Consider the following 18445-nt stretch of genomic DNA (forward strand, 5'->3'; position numbering starts at 1 on the left):
TTTTATTCTATTTTGGGAAGAAATCTCTTTTATTCTTAAGGGATTAGCTTCAGTTTTGTCATTTTTTTATTTCTATCGGAAGACTTTTTAGAAATAGAAATTGAGCTTTAATTTCTGTCTATTTTATTAAAAACAGCGCTCAAAATATTTTTTTATATTTAGTTGTTGTTCTTCTTCATTATTTCATCCATCACTTCTAAAATAATGGCGCAACCTTCTCTAATTTCGTCTTCAGAAATGGTCAAAGGAGGTGTTATTCTTATGGCGCATCCTTCAAATAAAAGCCAGAATAAAATAAGTCCTCTGTCTTGACAGGTTAAAATGACTTCGTTTGTAATGTCTGCCGATTCTGTCATAGCGGCAAGCATTAATCCTTTTCCTCTAACTTCTGTAATCAAAGGATGTACCAAAAGCGATCTAAAGAGTTTTTCCTTCTCTAGCGTTTCTGCCATTAAATTTGTTTCAGTTAATTCTTGCAAAGTAGCAAGACAAGCTGACGCAATGACAGGGTGGCCTCCAAAAGTGGTTATATGTCCTAGTTTTGGGTTTTCGGTTAAAAGATCCATTTTTTCGGCAGAAGCAGTAAAAGCGCCAACCGGCATCCCGCCGCCCATTCCTTTACCCATAACCACAATGTCTGGAACAACATCGTAATTTTGAAAACCAAAAAGTTTTCCAGTTCTTCCAAAACCTGGCTGAATTTCATCAACAATCATTAATGCTCCAACCTCATCACAGCGCTTACGAACCTTTTGAAGAAAATTGTTTTCTGGCTGAATAAAACCAGCGCCTCCTTGAATAGTTTCTAAAAGAATCGCGGCTGTTCGATTAGTTATCTTTTGTAAATCTTCTTCGTTATTGAAAGTGATAAAATCAACATCTGGCAATAAAGGTCTAAAAGCCTGTTTGCGTTCTTCAAATCCCATAACGCTCATAGAACCCATAGTGTTTCCGTGATAAGCGTTATGACAGGAAATAAGCTGGCTGCGTCCTGTAACGCGTTTGGCTAATTTTAAGGAACCTTCAATCGCTTCTGTACCAGAATTAACCAAATAGGTTTTATTTAAAGATTCTGGAAGCAGAGAGGCCATCATTTTGCAATATTGGACGGCTGGACTTTGAGAATATTCTCCGTAAACCATCACATGCGAATATTTGTCCAACTGATCTTTTATGGCTTGATTAACTCTTGGATGCTGATGTCCTAAAGTGCAAGCCGAAACTCCGGCAACAAAATCTAAGTATTTTTTATCGTTTGTATCGTAAATATATGAGCCAATGGCATGCGAAACTTCCATTCCGAGTGGGTAAGGAGAGGTTTGCGCTTGGTATTTTATAAAATCTGGATTCATTTTTTTAAGCTTCTAAGTTGCTGAGATGCTAAGATTCTGAGCTTCTATGTTTTTAACTGTAAACTGTGACTGCGACTGAAAACTTTTTTAGGTTCAAAGTAGCAAAGGTACTGAGGTTCTAAGGTTTTTGACTTTACGCTTAAGTTAACTTTGTAGTTTAAACAATTCCAAAGCACTGAAAACTGTAACTGAGACTAAAAACTACTTATTTTTAGCTTTCGTGTCTGTTTTAGGAGCAGAATTCTTCTTATCGTAATTCAAGGTTTCTTTTCTGACTTTTAACGGAACATTTTTACCTTTTTCTTCTTCGTCTTTTCCTTGTTTAATCAGTTTGTCATTTTCTTCGTTTTCTTCTGCGGTAAAAATATCGTCTTTCGATTTTATCCTCTCATCTCCACGCCATTTCATTCCTCGCAGTTTACGGGCATTTTCAGGAAGTTCATCTTCAGGAAAAATATCTCCGTCAACTTTATTGAAGAACGTAATCGTTTCAATAGCATTATTTTCCAAAATCATATTGATTTTACTGCTGACATTTTTATTGATTCCGATGAGTTCATGGGCATCGTTTCGCATGTAATAAATTACTTCGGTATTTTTGATGACATCAACATCATGAAGTTTTCCATCCCGAAATTTTCCAAATAAATTGAGTCCTTTGACTTGATTAAATCCTGTTCCGAGCGTATCCTTGGATAAAACGAAAGTGTTATTCAGAACTTTCAAAGAGTCAATTTTTCTTGTTTTATTATCGCCAATCAAATGCATTACATCTCCTGTAATCTGGTTGTCACCATTCCAAAGAATCGGATTTCCAATCAATTTTGTCAAGGCTATTTTAGAATCAGAATGTATTGAGTCGCATTTGCCGCTCATATCGGTTTTGTAGAAACGAACATTTTTATAAGCTCTCAAAATTCTTTCTCCTTCTTTTCCCGTAACCATTAATTTTTGTCCGTGAATGTAAACTGAGTCATTTTCAACCAGATTGACGGCAACAGCCCTTTTAGTTACAAACATCGAATCTTTCAGTTTGTAAAGCTCTGCATAATGGCCTTTTACGATTCCTTTATTGATAGAATCGGTAATTTTGACATTTCGTGTGGCCGAAGCAAATTCGGTATTTCGATTATAAAACAAACTATCGCCTTCTATACGCCTGTCATCGTATTTTATGTATGATTTTCGAAGAAAATGTGCTAAGTTTTTCTTGGTATCATAGAAACCTTTTTCGGTATAAATATAATTAGCCTTGCTCGTAATAGTGGAAGGGCCAAGAAGATAGGTATGTCCCGAATTGCTGTAATAATCCAAATGGTTTGATTTTATTACATACTTTGGATTTGTAATCGTAACTTCAGTCAGAAACTGAAATTTCTTTTCTTTCACAAAATACTTTCCAGATTTACTTACCAAAGTATTGTCTTTATTGACAATGGTTCCTTTGGTGTTGTAAAATGCTTCCTGAACATTTCTATCAAAATTAATAGTGTCGGTTTGCAAAGTAGCATCTGGTGAAGTTAAAACGGCATTTCCTGTAGCAAAGGCTTTTTTTGCATTACCGCTATATTCAGCATATTTACTATTCAGAAATAAGGTATCTCCCTGTACTAATTGTACATTTCCGAATGCTTTTAGATAATTCTCTTTTTGAAAAAAATAGGCTTTGTTGCAAGTCAATACTACACCATCATGGTTTACTTTTACATTTCCGGTAAGTAAAAGCGCATCTGGCACATTAACCTGATCCACATCAGAAAAGTCAGCATTCTCGATGACGATTGTTTTCGGGGTTTGTGCAGTTTTTTTGGCCTGCGCAGAAATAAATTGTACGCTAAGAAACAGACAATAGAATATGAAAAAGAGTGATTTCTTCAACTGATTAAATTTTTGTCAAATTTATAAAAAAGGTTAGAACCTGTGGTCGATATTAGGATTAATTTATAATAAGTCATTAACAGTCTAAAGTAGGATTTAAGTGCTATTTAATTTTTCAACAAAAACTCAAACTCTCACGTTGTAGTAGTTGTTTTTTAAACTGAAAACATTGTAAATTAGATAAATCGTTTTCGGAGTTTTAAAAAATGAGCTATTTTTAGAAAATTGTTTTGATGTTTTTTGAATCAGAACCAAAGAGATAAGTTAAGAATAGCCAAAATATGATAAGTAAAAAAATAATTGCAGCCGGAATAACATTGACGGTTCTATTTTCAGCCTGTAAAACAAAAGATTTAAAAATGAGCACAGCAAAGGAACAAACTGCAGCAGAAAAGAAAGTTGTGGTTTATCAAGTTTTTACTCGCCTTTTTGGAAATAAAAATACAAACAATAAACCATGGGGAACTATTGAGGAGAATGGTGTTGGAAAGTTTAATGATTTTACAGATAAAGCGCTCCAAGAAATAAAAGATTTGGGAGTAACCTATGTTTGGTACACAGGAGTTCCGCATCATGCTTTAGTGCGTGATTATACGGCGTACGGAATTTCAAATGATGATCCAGAAGTGGTAAAAGGCCGAGCAGGTTCTCCTTATGCCGTAAAAGATTATTACAATGTAAATCCAGATTTGGCTGTAAATCCTGCAAAACGATTAGATGAATTTGAGGCTTTAATCAAACGCACTCATAATGCAGATTTGAAAGTAATAATTGACATTGTTCCAAACCATATTGCAAGAAAATACGAAGGAAAATCGAACCCAGAAGGTGTGAAAAATTTTGGTGCAGATGATGATGTTACGGTTGAATACAAACGAGACAATAATTTCTATTACATTCCGCAGCAACATTTTGAAATTCCTGATGGAGACATTCCTTTAAACGGAGAAAAAAATCCGCTTATTGATGGGAAATTTGACGAAAATCCAGCAAAATGGACAGGCAATGGATCTCGTAAAATTAAGCCAGATCAAAATGACTGGTACGAAACCGTAAAAGTAAATTATGGTGTGCGCCCAGATGGGACTAAAGATTTTCCTGAACTTCCTGCTGGTTTTGACCAAAAAAACTATCAAGAACATTTCGCTTTTTGGCAAGATAAAGATGTTCCTGATTCTTGGAAAAAGTTCAGAGATATTGCTTTGTATTGGACGGCAAAAGGAGTGGACGGATTCCGTTACGATATGGCTGAAATGGTTCCTTACGAATTTTGGAGTTATATGAACTCTTCCATTAAAATGAAAAATCCCAACGCGTTTTTATTGGCCGAAGTGTATAACCCAAACGAATATCGCAATTATATCCGTTTAGGAAAGATGGATTATCTGTATGATAAAGTAGAAACTTATGATAAGCTGAAAGGTATTATTCGAGGAAAATCTTCGCCAGATGAATTGACAAAAATCCAAAACAATATGTCGGATATTGAACATCATATGCTTCATTTCCTAGATAATCATGACGAACAGCGTTTGGCAAGCCCAGAATTTGCAGGAACGCCAGAAAGAGGAAAGCCTTTAATGGTGGTTTCGGCAACAATCAGCACTTCGCCAACAATGATTTATTTTGGACAAGAAGTTGGAGAGGCAGGAAATGAAGATGCGGGTTTTGGAAAACGTTCCAGAACATCGATTTTTGATTATATCGGAGTTCCAAACCATCAGCGCTGGATGAATGGCGGTAAGTTTGATGGAGGACAGCTTTCTGAATCTGAAAAACAGCTTCGTGATTTTTACAAACGATTATTGAATTTTACAGTCAATAGCAGTGCTTTAATGGGAAGTTTCGAAGAAATTCAAACTGTAAACCGTCAAAATAATGAAAATTATGATGCTTTGCTATATTCTTACGCACGTTGGTCTGAAAGTCAAAAGCTAATTGTAGTTGCTAATTTCTCTTCTGAAAAAGAAAGCGAATTTGATTTAAAAGTGCCTTCATCACTTATTTCAAAATGGAATTTAAAAGATGGTGAATATCATTTAAAAGATCAGTTGTATCAAGATAAAACGTTTGTATTGAAAGTGCAATATGGGCAAGGAAAAGCTAAAATCTCAATTGAGCCATCAGAATCGTTGATTTTAGGAGTTGATGTCAAACCAATTGAAATACTATAAAAAGAAAACGTGTTTAGTATATTCTAGACACGTTTTTTTATTTTAAATCTTTTTTAGCAAGGAAAAAATCTCTTTTATTGAAAATGTTGCTCCGCAGACAAACTCGTCCGAAGCGCCATAATAAACCGTTAGTGTATCGCCATCAGGCTCAAGAATATGACCGTTTGTAAAAACGACATTTCCAAAGAAACCGCTTAACTCATAATTCGTTTTCGGAAACATAATCGGAGTTTCTGTTCTGGAAATTACTTTTGTAGGATCTTGCAAATCCAATAAAAAAGCACCTAGACAATATTGATGAAATTCGTTGGCTCCATGATAAATTTCGAGCCAGCCCAATTCTGTTTTTATAGGAGCCGCACCAGCGCCCACTCTTTTGCTGTCCCAATTTTCTTTTCTGGTTTTAATAATGCATTTATGATTTCCCCAATGAATCCCATCTGGAGAAGAGGCAATCCAAATGTAATTTCCGCCAATATCTACACTGCTTGGACGATGTAAGGCATAAAATAAACCATTTATTTTTTCTTCAAAAATAGCACAGTCTTTATTGTGGGGCGGAAATATCAATCCATGTTTTTGAAAATTCTTCCAATCCGTTGTGGTTCGCAAGCCAACTCCTACGCCGCTGGGAGAGACAGAAGTAAAAGTCAGATAGTATTTTCCTTCAATTAAGGAAACACGACAATCCTCAATTCCGAAAGTTTCCAGTATTCCTTCGCCAACCAAATGCGGATAATTTTCAGGCTCGTAAAACCGTTTTCCGTCTTCACTGCACAATAAACGAATATGCGATAAAGTGGTTAAATAATCGATTCCTTGATAGTTAATTACACGAGCGTCTATTGCAATAAGTTCTGGATGATCTTTTAGAATTTCAATAATTTGAATTGTTCCAACTTCCGTCAAAATTGGAAACGAAATACTATTTTCAATTTGTTTGGGTCTTTCAGCAACACGTACGGCAATCCAGATTTTATTTTGGAATTGAAAAACGCCAGGATTTAAGAGACAGGTAATTTCTAGACCTTCTCTGCTTGGCGGTATATCTGAAGGAGACAGCAAGGGGTTTTCTGTAAAACGATTGGCAATATCTTTCATGATCTTCATTTAAGTACCTAAAAGGTATAAAAAAAAGCTGATACTTAATTGTATCAGCTTCTTTTCTATACTTTTTTAACCTTCTTGAGAGCTTCAATGTAATATTCGTTCACTTTTTCCCAGTTAATATGATTGTAAAAAGCATCAATATAACTGCCTTTTCGGTTTTGATAATCTAAATAATAAGCATGTTCCCAAAGATCAATTCCCATAATTGGAGTTCCCGGAATCAAAGCGTTTTTCATTAATGGATTGTCTTGATTGTCTGTCGTAGTAATTTGCAATTTACCATATCGGTCCACAACCAGCCAAACCCATCCAGAGCCAAACTGCTTTTCTGACTGTGCTTTAAATTGATTTGTCAAATTATTAAAAGAACCGAACTCTTTATTAATAGAACCTGCAAGTGTATCTTTTGGTGTTTGTTCTTTCGGAGTTAGGATATTAAAATATAAAGTATGATTGTAATATCCGCCCGCATTTTGACGAAGTTTTAAATTAGTAAGAGGCATTTTTTTTAAAATGTCTTCAATAGGCATATTTTCAAACTCAGTCGAAACGATTTCTTTGTTAAAAGCGTTTGTATACGACAAATAGTGCTTAGAATAATGAGTTTCTAAAGTCAAGGTTCTAATGTCTGGCGCAAGAGCATCATAATTAAATGGCAATTTTGTCATTTCAAAAGAACCGGGGTCGGCTTTAACATCATTTGGTGAACCAATAGTTATTTTTTCTTCTTTTGTTGGAAGAGGAACTTCAACTACTTCAACCAGCTTATCTTCTTTACAGGAAAACAATAGTAAAAATGAAGCTAAAGTGCTGAAAAGAACAACGTTTTTCTTCATAATGTTTTTATTTTGATGTTAATGAATTGATGATTTCGATATAATTTTCTTTGGCTTCATCTACAGTCATATGGCTTATCTGCATCCAGGCATTAGTTTTAAAAGCATCTCGTAAATCAAAATTTTGAGATTGATTGTAAACTGCGGTCCCAAAAGTAGCCTGTTTGTAAAAAGCATAAAGTCTCAACTGCACATCTTGCGGCAGTGAAGACTGAGTCATTGTCATTGCAACTTCTACAGCTTTAGCAAAGCGAATATCTAAATCTTTATCAGCCATTTATGCCTTTGTAGCAATAATTGTTTTCCCGCCAATCGCTTTTTGATTTAACTCAACATTGATAGGCGTACCTAAAGGTAAAAATAAATCTACTCTTGAACCAAATTTAATAAAACCAGCATCAGTTCCCTGAACCACTTGCATTCCTTCTTTAGCGTAATTTACAATTCTACGAGCCAAAGCCCCAGCAATTTGTCTGTATAAAATAGCACCAAAAGTGTCGTTTTCGATCACTACGGTAGTTCTTTCGTTTTCTTCACTTGCTTTTGGATGCCACGCAACAAGGAATTTACCAGGGTGGTATTTGCTAAATTTAATAATCCCATCCATGGCGTAACGCGTTACGTGCACATTGATAGGCGACATAAAGATAGAAACCTGTAAACGTTTGTCTTTAAAATATTCTCCTTCATAAACTTCTTCTATAACCACCACTTTTCCGTCAACAGGAGCTAGGATGTGATCGCTGTTTCTAACTGCAATTCTTTTAGGATTTCTAAAGAATTGTAAAATAATGATCAGAATTACAAGTGCTGCAATTTGAACAAGCATTCTAAGCCAATTGATATCTATAAATCTTTCAGCAATTAAAAGTACAGCTACAGTAAATACAGTACCTAATAAAATGGACGGGCCTCCCTCTTTATGAAACATAATATAAAATTTGATAAAATAAAAATATAATTGGTGCTACAAATATAACACTATCTAATCGATCTAGAATACCTCCGTGACCAGGCATTATCGAACCGCTGTCTTTAATACCGGCAATTCGTTTAAATTTGGATTCTATCAAGTCGCCAATAGTTCCAAAAATGCTCACAATTAATGCGATAATGGTCCAGATTAAAATCGATTTACCACTAAATTCAGGCTTAGGCTGAATGTAGAGTTTAGAAATTAGAAAGCCAGCAAAAGCAGCGAAAACTACACCACCAAGAAAACCTTCAATTGTCTTTTTGGGAGAAACGCGTTCAAATAATTTGTGTTTTCCCATTGATTTTCCGACTAAATAAGCAAAAGTATCATTTGTCCAAATCAAAACAAATAAACCTAAAATAATCTTCGGATTATAATCGTTTGTTCCAAAAGAGATTTTTACAATGAAGACAAAAGGAAGCGTAATATATCCAAGCAGATATAAATATTTTGATGAAGTGCTTACTTTTTGAACAGAATCGTAAAACAAGAATATGATGCACTTTATAGAAACCACGATGGTAACTGCCAGAAGAATTAAATCCAGCTGTTTAATATTGGTTTCTAAACTGATATTAGAATTAAATGTATCGTTTATAAATGCAGTAGTCTGTTTGTTGTAGTTACTTACAAGGATAATTGCGGCATAAACTAAAGTTCCGAAGAGAATAGAAAATACTTTGTTCAAGTTAACGATATTAGAAAACTCGTATATCGTAATAATTAGGAAAACACCAAAAAGGGTAATGAAGCTTTCTGTAGAAAACAATATCGAAGTTAGTAATAAAGCGATATAAACAGCACCAGAAATGGTTCTCTTCAGTGTTTCGTTCATCTTAAAGATCTTCTAAAAGCAGTAAATAAAGGTTTTTTGCAACACTTCCGTATTGTGTAAAATCTTCGTCTTTCGCTTTTTCGAAATATTTTATTGTAGTGATATTAGTAGGTATGTCTCTTTCGTATTTGCGTTTTATTGCGCTCAATCCGTCACTTTTCATAGGAAGGATTTGGCTGGTAGTAGCTATGATAACAATGTTTGCAGGTAATTCGTTAGGTTTATTTTGTCTGATCTGTTTTGATGAAAATAAAATAGAACCTTCATCAGCAATAAGGTTTTCGCAACTTGCCAATAAAAATTTTGGTTTAGCAGGGGCAATGTAAAATAATTTATTTTCGTCTAATAGACCAAATAAAGCAGGTTCGTAACATAAAACTTCTTGTTCAAACCAATCGTTTTCTTCTAAAATGTTTTCAAACTGTTCAGAAACCTCTCCCATGTTTTCGCAGTATAAGAACTTACCTCCATTTTTTTTGAAATTGAAAATAAATTGCTCGTCCAAAGATAAATGACTGTTCTGCGCAGAAGTTCCTGCATATTCGCTTTCGTTCACTTCATCAGAAGCGGCTTCACTAGAGCCAAATATTTTTTTGAAAAAATTCATTTTTTATATGAAATGCTTTACATGTTAATTGAAAACGTTCAAAGATAAAAAAATCTTAATTCAAAAGGGTATTTTGAATTAAGATTTTGAAAAATATTATTTTGTATTTGGTAATTCGTTATGAAACTACCTCTTCTAAATTTTTGTCAAAAGTACGTTTTCCGAAGATGTTTTCTAAGTCATCTTTAAAGATTACCTCTTTTTCAATCAGAATATCAGCAAGTTGATTTAACTTGTCTTTGTTCTCTTCAAGTATCTGAATTGCTCTTTGGTATTGACCTTCGATTAAATCTGAAATTTCTTTGTCAATAATTTTTGCAGTTTCGTCAGAATATGGTTTAGAGAAATTGTATTCGCTTTGTCCAGATGAATCATAATACGTAACGTTTCCGATTTTATCATTTAATCCGTAAATAGTTACCATCGCACGAGCCTGACGCGTTACTTTTTCTAAGTCGCTTAAAGCACCTGTTGAAATTCTGTCGAAAGTTACTTTTTCAGCAGCTCTTCCTCCCATAGTAGCACACATTTCGTCTAACATTTGATCTGTTCTTACGATTTGTCTTTCTTCTGGCAAGTACCATGCAGCACCTAAACTTTGTCCACGAGGAACAATAGTTACTTTAATAAGTGGGGCAGCGTGTTCTAGCATCCAGCTTACAGTTGCGTGACCAGCTTCGTGAATAGCAATTGCTCTTTTCTCTTCAGGAGTAATGATTTTGTTTTTCTTTTCAAGACCACCAATGATTCTATCAACAGCATCAAGGAAATCTTGTCTGTCAACTGCAGCTTTATTATTACGAGCAGCAATAAGAGCAGCTTCGTTACAAACATTTGCAATATCAGCACCAGAAAAACCTGGAGTTTGTTTTGCTAAGAAATCTAAATCAAGACCTTCAACTTTTTTGATAGGAGCTAAGTGTACTTTAAAAATTTCAGCTCTTTCGCGAATGTCTGGTAAGTCAACAAAGATTTGTCTGTCAAAACGTCCAGCACGCATTAGAGCTTTGTCAAGAACATCAGCTCTGTTAGTTGCAGCCAAAACAATTACGTTAGAGTTTGTACCAAAACCATCCATTTCTGTCAATAATTGGTTCAAAGTGTTTTCTCTTTCGTCGTTTCCGCCAGACATATTGCTTTTTCCTCTTGCTCTACCAACAGCATCGATCTCATCGATGAAGATGATAGCAGGAGATTTTTCTTTAGCTTGTTTAAATAAGTCACGTACACGTGAAGCACCAACTCCTACAAACATTTCTACGAAATCTGAACCTGAAAGAGAGAAGAAAGGTACTTGTGCTTCACCAGCAACAGCTTTTGCTAATAAAGTTTTACCAGTTCCCGGAGGTCCTACAAGTAAAGCACCTTTTGGTATTTTACCTCCAAGATTAGTATATTTTTCTGGGTTTTTAAGGAATTCAACAATTTCTTGAATTTCTTCTTTAGCACCTTCTAAACCAGCAACATCTTTAAATGTAGTTTTGATATCTGTTTTTTCATCAAAAAGTTTAGCTTTAGATTTTCCGATATTGAAAATCTGTCCGCCACCTCCAGCGCCTCCGCCAGACATTTTACGCATAATAAAGATCCATACACCAACAATGATGATGATAGGAAGTAAGCTGATTAAAATATCGCTCCAGTTATTTTTTTGAAGGAAGTTGAAATCTTTCAATTTGCCCTCAGTAACTGCTTTTTCTAATTTAGTCTGAAAGATTTGATCGTTACCAATTTCCAAAGTATAGTGTGGACCTTTGTTTGGCTGTTTGAAAATATCTTCAGCAACTTTTTTGTTTGCCGGGTCTTTAAGAGCCGCAGCATTCAAATATACCTCAGCTTCTGCTTTATTGTAAACAATTACTTTTTCAATCTGGCCTTTTTCTAAAAGCGTGTTGAATTTAGAAGAAGTTAATTGAGCAGGTTCGCTTAAGCTTGATCCTCCTGTGGCAAAACTTATGAATAAAAAAACTAAAAGTATTGCGGTATATATTAACCAAGGACTTATTTTAAATTTATTCGGATTTGGATTATTATCTTTAGCCATTTAGTGAAAGTTTCTTTAGTATTTGTTCTCGATTGTAGTGATCTTGGCGTCGCCCCAAAGGCTTTCGATATTGTAATATTCGCGAATATGTTTCTGGAAAACGTGTACCACAATGTGTACATAGTCCATTAAAACCCATTCTGCATTATCGGTTCCTTCTACGTGCCAAGGTTTATCTTTTAAGTCTTTTGATACTGTTTTTTGAATTGAGTTTACAATGGCGTTAACTTGGGTGTTTGAGCTACCGTTGCAAATAACAAAATAGTCGCATACAGCTGTATCTATTTCTCTTAAGTCAAGAATATCGATATCATTTCCTTTTACTTCCTCAATCCCTTTGATTATGTTCGCCAGTAGAACATCATTATTAATAGTCTTTTTCGCCATGAATTATTTTATATGAATTTGTAAAGTTACCAAATTTTGTGATTATTTTTGAACCTTAACAAAATATTAAATTAAGATATTTAAATTATTTAATGAAACTAATCAAACTCGATGCCATAGATTCGACAAATGACTTCCTAAAGGCTTTGGCAAGTCAAGATGAACTGGAGAATTTTACAACGGTAACAGCTGAAAATCAGACAAAAGGCAAAGGACAAGTAGGGGGTGTATGGAAGACTCAGGCTGGTAAAAACTTAACTATGAGCGTTTTGATTAAAGATTTCCTCTTTAATAACGACGAAGTTTTCAATTTAAGTCTTGTTGTCTCTTTATCGGTTGCAGAGGTTTTAAAAACATTAAATATTCCTGATATTTGTATTAAATGGCCAAACGACATTCTGTCATACAATAAGAAATTGGTTGGCATATTAATCGAAAATACCTTAAAAAGCGATGGCAGAATTGTGTCAGTTGCCGGAATTGGAATCAATGTCAATCAAACCGATTTTGCTGAATTGCCAACTGCTTCTTCTATGGCGGCTATTGCTGGTAAATCTTTTGATAAAGAAGAATTGGCAGTTTTAATCGTCGAAAAACTAAAAGAGAAAATCCAATTGTGGAATACCTCGTCGCAGACTTTTTGGGATGATTATTTTAATTTTTTATTTAAAAAGGGAATTCCAACTGCATTTAGAGATAATAATAACCAAGACTTTATGGGAATCATTCAAGGAGTATCTCCAATAGGAAAACTACAGGTTTTGCTAGAAGATGATTCTGTTGCGGAGTTTGAGATTAAAGAGGTTAAAATGCTTTATTGAGAGTTGCAAAGTAACAGAGAAGCAAAGTGACAAAGGTTTTCTGTAGAGACACACTGCAGTGCGTCCAGTATATTATTTTAGAACAAAAAAACTTCGTGCCTTAGCGTCTTCGTGGCATTCAAAAAAAAAGCCCGATTTCATTAATCGGGCTTTCATTTATAATTCACAATTAATAATTTACCATTATTAAAGCTTGTTCATATTGTTTGCTAAAGTTTCAATAAACTTACTGATTGGACCTTTAACCATCATTGCCATCATAGCATTGAATTCTCCTTCAAAAAATAATTGAACAGCACTTTCTGAATCAGAAACAGTGTCAATGTTTGAAGTTAGTGTAAACGGAAGTTTATCACTTGCAGCACCCAAAACAATTTTGTTTGGAGCTACTTTATCTTTCATTTTTAATTTGATTTCCGGCATCCCTTTCAATCCAAAAATAAAAGCGTCTTCGCCAGTCACTTCAAATTTAGCGATATTGTCTGGCATTAATTTTTCGAAATTCTTTACGTCAGTCAGTTGATCAAATAGATCCTGAGCCGATTTCTGAACAGTAACTTTTGGACTTTCTAAGTTCATATTGTTTTTTGTTTGTTTTGTTTTTTACCGCAAAGTGCGCTAGGTTTTTTATGTTGCTTGACTTTATTTAAGTTCGCAAAGCTGAAACTTTAAATAAAATTTAAATTTTTTAATCCCGATAGCTATCGGGACAAATTCCAAAAGGAGCAAAGCGACTTTAAAATCTAAAATCTAAAATCTAAAATCTAAAATCTAAAATCTAAAATCTAAAATCTAAAATCTAAAATCTAAAATCTTACTCCTGTCCCCAAGTCGATGGGCTTACGCTCCATTCTTGAAGAGTAGATTGCTGATCTTCTGTGATATATTGTTTCTGAACTGCTAAATCTAATAGGTTTTCGTAGTTGCTTAAAGTGAATAAATCAACATTAGCTTCTTTGAAGTTTTCTTCGGCAACGCCAAAACCATAAGTAAACACAGCCGCCATACCTTTAATATTTGCACCTTCGCTTCTTAAAGCTTCAACAGCCATCAAACTGCTTTTTCCAGTACTAATTAAATCTTCAACAACCACAACATTTTGTCCTTTTTGTAAAAAACCTTCCACTTGGTTTTGTCTACCATGTTTTTTAGGTTCAGGACGCACATATACGAACGGAAGGCCTAAACTTTCGGCAACCAAAATTCCAACTCCAATGGCTCCAGTAGCAACACCAGCAATAACATCAGGTTTTCCAAATTGTTTTTCGATATTTTTAGCAAACTCATCACGAACATAGTTTCTGATGCTCGGAAATGAAAGAATTAACCTATTATCACAGTAAATAGGAGATTTCCAACCAGAAGCCCATGTAAAAGGATTTTCGGGATTCAATTTAATTGCATTTATTTGCAAAAGCAATTCGGCTGTTTTTTCGGCAGTATCTTTATTAAAAATCATAATACAAATGTATAAAGTTTTTGTAAACGACAAACCACTTTTTTTGACAAATGAAATCTCAAAGGAAACAGATTTCCAATTGTTCTTGTTGGAGAGTATTGATATCGAACAGCTTATTATAAAAATTTTTCAAAATAAAATTCAAAAAGCTATTCTATATCATCCCGACGAAAGTGAGATGATGAAAACTCTAAAAGCCAAAATTCCGGTAAATAAAGCGGGCGGAGGCTTTGTCTATAACAAAAAGGGCGAAGTCTTGTTTATCTTTAGAAACGGAAAATGGGATCTGCCAAAAGGCGGAATCGAGAAAGGGGAAGACATTGAAGCGACGGCTATGCGTGAGGTAGAGGAGGAGACAGGAGTAAACCAGCTTCGTATTACGAATAAACTTCAAAAAACCTACCATATCTTTAAACGCAACGGAAAATACAAACTTAAAATCACGCATTGGTTCGAAATGTTTTCTGATTTTGAAGGAACTCCACACGGACAATTAGAAGAAGGAATCGAAAAAGTAGCGTGGTTAAACCCAGAACAAATCAAAGAAGCGCTTAAAAACTCTTACGAAAACATTAAATTATTGTTTGAAGAAGAAAAAAAAGTTCCAGTAGATTTAAAGACAAAGAAAGAAAACTTAGAATCTTAAAAACTTAGAACCTTAGCATCTCAGAATCTTAGATTAGGACGTGCCACCAATAAAAAAAAGACCCAATCAACTTTGCGTTCATTGGGTCTTTTTTTTATTGCTGTCGGGCTATCCGCGCTACTTCGGTAGCTTGCTTCTATCCCTCACGCAGGAGAAATACTAACCTTTCAAATGTTTAATATAATTATCAAGCAAACTTTGAATTTGTACACTTGCAACAGGATTGGCAGAATGGACATTAAACTTCAAATCACTTAAATCTAATCCAGATTCGTAAACAAGCCATTTGGCACAAGCATAACCATCTTCTGCGATATTATCATTTTCGTCGAGCCCTAGATCATTGTCGAAACTAATTAATTCAGGAAGTCCTTTTTCTGAAATTGCTTTTTTGAAATCAAGAAAATTCCTGACAATAACGAAATCGTCATCGGTCAAGTTTTTGTAAACCATTTGAACATCTCGTAAATCGTCAAGAAAAAGTTTGTATGACATCTGTCTAAATTTTATTAATTTTAAGAATTGCCATTTAAACTGGTCAAAAGATTATGTTGGTTGAAAACAGCATTAATCACATTATAATTTTTTTCTGCTTTAACTTCATTTCCATTTACTGCTAATTCATACCCTTTTTGCGAAAGATAATTGATAAAAGCATTTTTATGATTTACAATGTCAAACGTCGAAATCAATTCTGGAAAAACAGTCAAAATTCTTGATAATTCCTCACTTTCGGTATTGTCAATTGCATCATCTTTAAGTGTAACAACCATTGTCCCTTGACCGTAATTTCCAAGATAATAACCGCTCAAATTAAACATTGTAGTAGCAACCATTCCAATAAGATGTAAATCATTTGGGACAGCGTCAAATTTTCCAACGCTTAATAAATCAATATTGTTTTCTTCTCCGTATTGCTTTAATGAAAGTGCTTGTTGCATAACAGATTTTGCATAACCTCCCGCTTTGTTGTCCCAAAGCCAAAGCCAAGTTTCTGACGAATGCGAAAACGAACCCAAAACCTGCATTGGAAAAGTAAGATCATCACCAAAAGTAATTTCTTCTGCGTCCATATTGACATTCCAAGAGAGTCCGCCTGTTACATTGTATAGATTTCTTTGTTTTTCTAAGGCAAGAGCGCCATATTTTTCTAAAAAATCATTTTCAGAAGTAAAACTGATCGTGTGATTATTTTGAATACTTGTTGAAGCTGTTTCTTCTTTCTTTTTGAAGAGATTATTAAATATTCCCATTTCTTTTGGCTTTTATTGTTACAAATAGTATTGTTTTCAAATATATGATTTAAAAAATAAGTAAGAAAATAATTAATAGTGTCTTTTACTGATATGTAGAAATTGAACTTATAAATTCATAGAATGTTAGATTGTGAATCGGATAGATTTAATCATTTTACTAATCAGAGAAAACGCATTTCTTAATTTTTAGCATTGATTTTAAAAATTAAATGCAAAAACTACTTTGAAATGAGGAAAGCCGTAATTATAATACAAACCGATTAAATAATTTTGGCAATGTTTATAACACATCGATTAATTACAATAAACCAAAACAGAAACATTTCTATAAATCTAACCTAATTAAAAATGCTAAAAAAAAGAAAATCTACTGTATCGTTTTGTAAATATGTGACTATGCTTGCATTATTTATTGCTGTCGGGTATTCATGTTCCAGTGATGAACCTGTAAATGAAGGACCAACCACTAGCAGTTCTAAAGAAATTACTGCATTCTCGTTTGTAGACCCTGCAGTAACAGGTACAATTAACGAAAAAGAACATACAATAACAGTTGTATTTCCTGCTGATGTTGACTTAACTAGTCTAGCAGCTACTTTTACAACGACAGGAGCTAAAGTTACTGTAGGTTCTGTTAAACAGATTAGTGGCACTACCAAAAATGATTTTAGTAAGGCGATCACATACACCGTTACTGCTGAAGACGGAAGTACACAAGACTATACTATTGCGCCTCCTAACTCAGCTGATGTGCTTGGTTTTACTTTTGAGGGAGATAACTCGCAGATATATTGGGAATTACCTGCGCTTAAAGAAGGAGAAAATGTTTTTTATAACGCTCCTGCTAATATTGAATTTATTACTGGATTCCCAATTTTGCCAGCTGGTGCAGAAATGACAGAAGGTGGGAATAATGAAGAAAGCGATTATAATTCAACAGGGTTTACTTTTACTATTACAGCCGCTGATGGTAAAACTAAAAAGACGTATACAATTAAAATACCAGCTTACGACAAGATTACAAATCCTTATGGTATTTATACTCCAGAACATCTTTGGATGCCAAATTCGTATCTTACTAGTAGTTTTAAACTGATGAATGATATTACAATGCCAGATGTAAATGGTACAGATTACGAAATTGGAGAAAATTACGCAAATCAAGGTTGGAATTCTATTGGGAATTTTAATACTTTCCAAGGAATTATAGATGGAGATGGTCACGTTGTTAAAAATTTGACGATTAAACGTGGAAGTGCAGAAGATATAGGATTTATTTCTGTATTAGGAGCCAAAGGCGTTGTTAAAAATCTTGGGCTTGTTTCAGTAAATATTACAGGTGGCGGGAATGTAGGCGCATTGGTAGGTAATAATCAAGGAGGGACAATATCGCATTGTTTTTCAACTGGAAAAGTTGTACTAACAGGTCTTTCGGTTCAAAAACATGTAGGTGGTTTAGTTGGAATTAACAATGATGAAAATGGAAGACCAAGTAAGCTTTCAAACAGCTATAGCACTGTTAATGTTGAAGCTGGGGGCGACTCGTTTGCTGGTGGTTTAGTAGGTTACAATTATCTTTGTATTCTAGAAAATTGTTATGCTACAGGCTCTCTAACAGGAGCCTATAAATATGGAGGAGCGCTTATAGGAAAGAATGCATGTGAAATCACTAATTGTTATGCTACAGGAAAAGTAGAAACAGGTGGTGGATTGGTTGGGTTTAATTTTAACTGGAGTTCTGCTCCGGATTGCTTTTGGGATATTCAAACTACAGGGCAATCAACCTCTGATGATGGTGGCAAAGCGGTTGGTAAAACAACTGCCGAAATGAAAACAGGAACTCCTTATAATAGTACTTGGACAAGTGCTAATTGGAAATTTACAAGCGGAAAATATCCTACTTTAGTGGGACTTGGCGGTCAATAAAAATATTACTATAAATTAAAAACCTCGTAAGACATTTGCTTACGAGGTTTTTTTTGTTACAGCATATCTTTGGCAACGAAAGTTGCTTTCATAGGATCTTTTTTAATTGCTGTCGGGCTCTCGTATCCGTGGTGGTGG

Annotated in this window: 18 protein-coding genes; 4 read left to right on the plus strand and 14 right to left on the minus strand. The window is 34.4% G+C overall.

Translation table 11 applies throughout. The features are described 5' to 3' along the window. Positions 1 to 158: 158 nt before the first annotated feature. Both ACNRYB_RS12810 and ACNRYB_RS12815 read right to left on the minus strand, forming a co-directional pair. Positions 159 to 1352, minus strand: coding sequence for an aspartate aminotransferase family protein (locus ACNRYB_RS12810; RefSeq protein WP_473727474.1), 1194 nt, complete (start codon positions 1350 to 1352; stop codon positions 159 to 161). A 201-nt stretch (positions 1353 to 1553) separates the two neighbouring features. Beyond that, positions 1554 to 3230: an OstA-like protein gene (locus ACNRYB_RS12815; protein ID WP_473727475.1), complete on the minus strand. Its 1677-nt coding sequence runs from the start codon at positions 3228 to 3230 to the stop codon at positions 1554 to 1556. A gap of 281 nt (positions 3231 to 3511) precedes the next feature. Between ACNRYB_RS12815 and ACNRYB_RS12820 the strand changes: the two genes are divergently transcribed. Then, positions 3512 to 5404, plus strand: a complete 1893-nt coding sequence (locus ACNRYB_RS12820; protein WP_473727476.1) for an alpha-amylase family protein — start codon at positions 3512 to 3514, stop codon at positions 5402 to 5404. A 42-nt stretch (positions 5405 to 5446) separates the two neighbouring features. Here the strand turns inward: ACNRYB_RS12820 and ACNRYB_RS12825 are convergent, their stop codons facing one another. The 8 genes from ACNRYB_RS12825 to rsfS form a co-directional block, all read right to left on the minus strand. Further along, entirely contained in the window at positions 5447 to 6505 is a 1059-nt protein-coding gene (locus ACNRYB_RS12825) for a glycoside hydrolase family 130 protein (protein WP_473727477.1), read from the minus strand. A gap of 65 nt (positions 6506 to 6570) precedes the next feature. Beyond that, the gene (locus ACNRYB_RS12830; RefSeq protein ID WP_343705910.1) at positions 6571 to 7350 is read right to left on the minus strand and encodes a superoxide dismutase; all 780 of its coding nucleotides are present in this window, start codon (positions 7348 to 7350) and stop codon (positions 6571 to 6573) included. Between the two features lie 7 nt (positions 7351 to 7357). Further along, the gene (locus tag ACNRYB_RS12835) at positions 7358 to 7627 is read right to left on the minus strand and encodes an acyl-CoA-binding protein (RefSeq protein WP_129748581.1); all 270 of its coding nucleotides are present in this window, start codon (positions 7625 to 7627) and stop codon (positions 7358 to 7360) included. Continuing rightward, positions 7628 to 8281, minus strand: coding sequence for a phosphatidylserine decarboxylase family protein (locus ACNRYB_RS12840; RefSeq protein WP_473727478.1), 654 nt, complete (start codon positions 8279 to 8281; stop codon positions 7628 to 7630). Next, positions 8271 to 9161, minus strand: a complete 891-nt coding sequence (locus ACNRYB_RS12845) for a phosphatidate cytidylyltransferase (RefSeq protein WP_473727479.1) — start codon at positions 9159 to 9161, stop codon at positions 8271 to 8273. The genes ACNRYB_RS12840 and ACNRYB_RS12845 overlap by 11 nt, the downstream gene beginning before the upstream one ends. Before the next feature lies 1 nt (position 9162). Further along, on the minus strand, positions 9163 to 9768 hold the full coding sequence (locus ACNRYB_RS12850; RefSeq protein ID WP_066032158.1) for a lactate utilization protein B/C: 606 nt from the start codon (positions 9766 to 9768) through the stop codon (positions 9163 to 9165). 118 nt (positions 9769 to 9886) lie between these two features. Then, the gene (ftsH, locus tag ACNRYB_RS12855) at positions 9887 to 11812 is read right to left on the minus strand and encodes an ATP-dependent zinc metalloprotease FtsH (RefSeq protein ID WP_473727480.1); all 1926 of its coding nucleotides are present in this window, start codon (positions 11810 to 11812) and stop codon (positions 9887 to 9889) included. A gap of 15 nt (positions 11813 to 11827) precedes the next feature. Then, positions 11828 to 12199: a ribosome silencing factor gene (gene rsfS / locus ACNRYB_RS12860; RefSeq protein WP_007809313.1), complete on the minus strand. Its 372-nt coding sequence runs from the start codon at positions 12197 to 12199 to the stop codon at positions 11828 to 11830. A gap of 92 nt (positions 12200 to 12291) precedes the next feature. On the opposite strand from rsfS, the gene ACNRYB_RS12865 reads away from it, so the two are divergent. Further along, complete coding sequence (locus ACNRYB_RS12865) at positions 12292 to 13020, plus strand: biotin--[acetyl-CoA-carboxylase] ligase (protein ID WP_473727481.1); 729 nt, start codon at positions 12292 to 12294, stop codon at positions 13018 to 13020. Positions 13021 to 13206: 186 nt separating this feature from the next. Here the strand turns inward: ACNRYB_RS12865 and ACNRYB_RS12870 are convergent, their stop codons facing one another. Continuing rightward, positions 13207 to 13599: an SRPBCC family protein gene (locus ACNRYB_RS12870; protein ID WP_111283220.1), complete on the minus strand. Its 393-nt coding sequence runs from the start codon at positions 13597 to 13599 to the stop codon at positions 13207 to 13209. A 235-nt stretch (positions 13600 to 13834) separates the two neighbouring features. Next, positions 13835 to 14479: an orotate phosphoribosyltransferase gene (gene pyrE, locus ACNRYB_RS12875; protein ID WP_095930841.1), complete on the minus strand. Its 645-nt coding sequence runs from the start codon at positions 14477 to 14479 to the stop codon at positions 13835 to 13837. 7 nt (positions 14480 to 14486) lie between these two features. Between pyrE and ACNRYB_RS12880 the strand changes: the two genes are divergently transcribed. After that, on the plus strand, positions 14487 to 15125 hold the full coding sequence (locus tag ACNRYB_RS12880) for an NUDIX hydrolase (protein WP_129748586.1): 639 nt from the start codon (positions 14487 to 14489) through the stop codon (positions 15123 to 15125). Between the two features lie 159 nt (positions 15126 to 15284). On the opposite strand, the gene ACNRYB_RS12885 is transcribed toward ACNRYB_RS12880, so the two are convergent. Together ACNRYB_RS12885 and ACNRYB_RS12890 are read right to left on the minus strand one after the other, a co-directional pair. Further along, positions 15285 to 15620 carry a cyclic-phosphate processing receiver domain-containing protein gene (locus tag ACNRYB_RS12885; protein ID WP_129748587.1) on the minus strand — a complete coding sequence of 112 codons (336 nt, stop codon included), beginning with the start codon at positions 15618 to 15620 and terminating at the stop codon, positions 15285 to 15287. Between the two features lie 20 nt (positions 15621 to 15640). Then, on the minus strand, positions 15641 to 16378 hold the full coding sequence (locus tag ACNRYB_RS12890; RefSeq protein WP_473727482.1) for a DUF6882 domain-containing protein: 738 nt from the start codon (positions 16376 to 16378) through the stop codon (positions 15641 to 15643). A gap of 351 nt (positions 16379 to 16729) precedes the next feature. Between ACNRYB_RS12890 and ACNRYB_RS12895 the strand changes: the two genes are divergently transcribed. Then, entirely contained in the window at positions 16730 to 18307 is a 1578-nt protein-coding gene (locus ACNRYB_RS12895; RefSeq protein ID WP_473727483.1) for a GLUG motif-containing protein, read from the plus strand. Positions 18308 to 18445 lie beyond the last annotated feature (138 nt).

It is taken from the genome of Flavobacterium sp. CR10 (genome assembly GCF_055814415.1).

Bases quoted from the DNA above. Each gene is read 5' to 3' on its own strand.
- ACNRYB_RS12810 (WP_473727474.1), bottom strand. From the start codon at position 1,352: ATGAATCCAGATTTTATAAAATACCAAGCGCAAACCTCTCCTTACCCA.
- ACNRYB_RS12820 (WP_473727476.1), top strand. From the start codon at position 3,512: ATGATAAGTAAAAAAATAATTGCAGCCGGAATAACATTGACGGTTCTA.
- ACNRYB_RS12825 (WP_473727477.1), bottom strand. From the start codon at position 6,505: ATGAAAGATATTGCCAATCGTTTTACAGAAAACCCCTTGCTGTCTCCT.
- ACNRYB_RS12830 (WP_343705910.1), bottom strand. From the start codon at position 7,350: ATGAAGAAAAACGTTGTTCTTTTCAGCACTTTAGCTTCATTTTTACTA.
- ACNRYB_RS12835 (WP_129748581.1), bottom strand. From the start codon at position 7,627: ATGGCTGATAAAGATTTAGATATTCGCTTTGCTAAAGCTGTAGAAGTT.
- ACNRYB_RS12840 (WP_473727478.1), bottom strand. From the start codon at position 8,281: ATGTTTCATAAAGAGGGAGGCCCGTCCATTTTATTAGGTACTGTATTT.
- ACNRYB_RS12845 (WP_473727479.1), bottom strand. From the start codon at position 9,161: ATGAACGAAACACTGAAGAGAACCATTTCTGGTGCTGTTTATATCGCT.
- ACNRYB_RS12850 (WP_066032158.1), bottom strand. From the start codon at position 9,768: ATGAATTTTTTCAAAAAAATATTTGGCTCTAGTGAAGCCGCTTCTGAT.
- ftsH (WP_473727480.1), bottom strand. From the start codon at position 11,812: ATGGCTAAAGATAATAATCCAAATCCGAATAAATTTAAAATAAGTCCT.
- rsfS (WP_007809313.1), bottom strand. From the start codon at position 12,199: ATGGCGAAAAAGACTATTAATAATGATGTTCTACTGGCGAACATAATC.
- ACNRYB_RS12865 (WP_473727481.1), top strand. From the start codon at position 12,292: ATGAAACTAATCAAACTCGATGCCATAGATTCGACAAATGACTTCCTA.
- ACNRYB_RS12870 (WP_111283220.1), bottom strand. From the start codon at position 13,599: ATGAACTTAGAAAGTCCAAAAGTTACTGTTCAGAAATCGGCTCAGGAT.
- pyrE (WP_095930841.1), bottom strand. From the start codon at position 14,479: ATGATTTTTAATAAAGATACTGCCGAAAAAACAGCCGAATTGCTTTTG.
- ACNRYB_RS12880 (WP_129748586.1), top strand. From the start codon at position 14,487: ATGTATAAAGTTTTTGTAAACGACAAACCACTTTTTTTGACAAATGAA.
- ACNRYB_RS12885 (WP_129748587.1), bottom strand. From the start codon at position 15,620: ATGTCATACAAACTTTTTCTTGACGATTTACGAGATGTTCAAATGGTT.
- ACNRYB_RS12890 (WP_473727482.1), bottom strand. From the start codon at position 16,378: ATGGGAATATTTAATAATCTCTTCAAAAAGAAAGAAGAAACAGCTTCA.
- ACNRYB_RS12895 (WP_473727483.1), top strand. From the start codon at position 16,730: ATGCTAAAAAAAAGAAAATCTACTGTATCGTTTTGTAAATATGTGACT.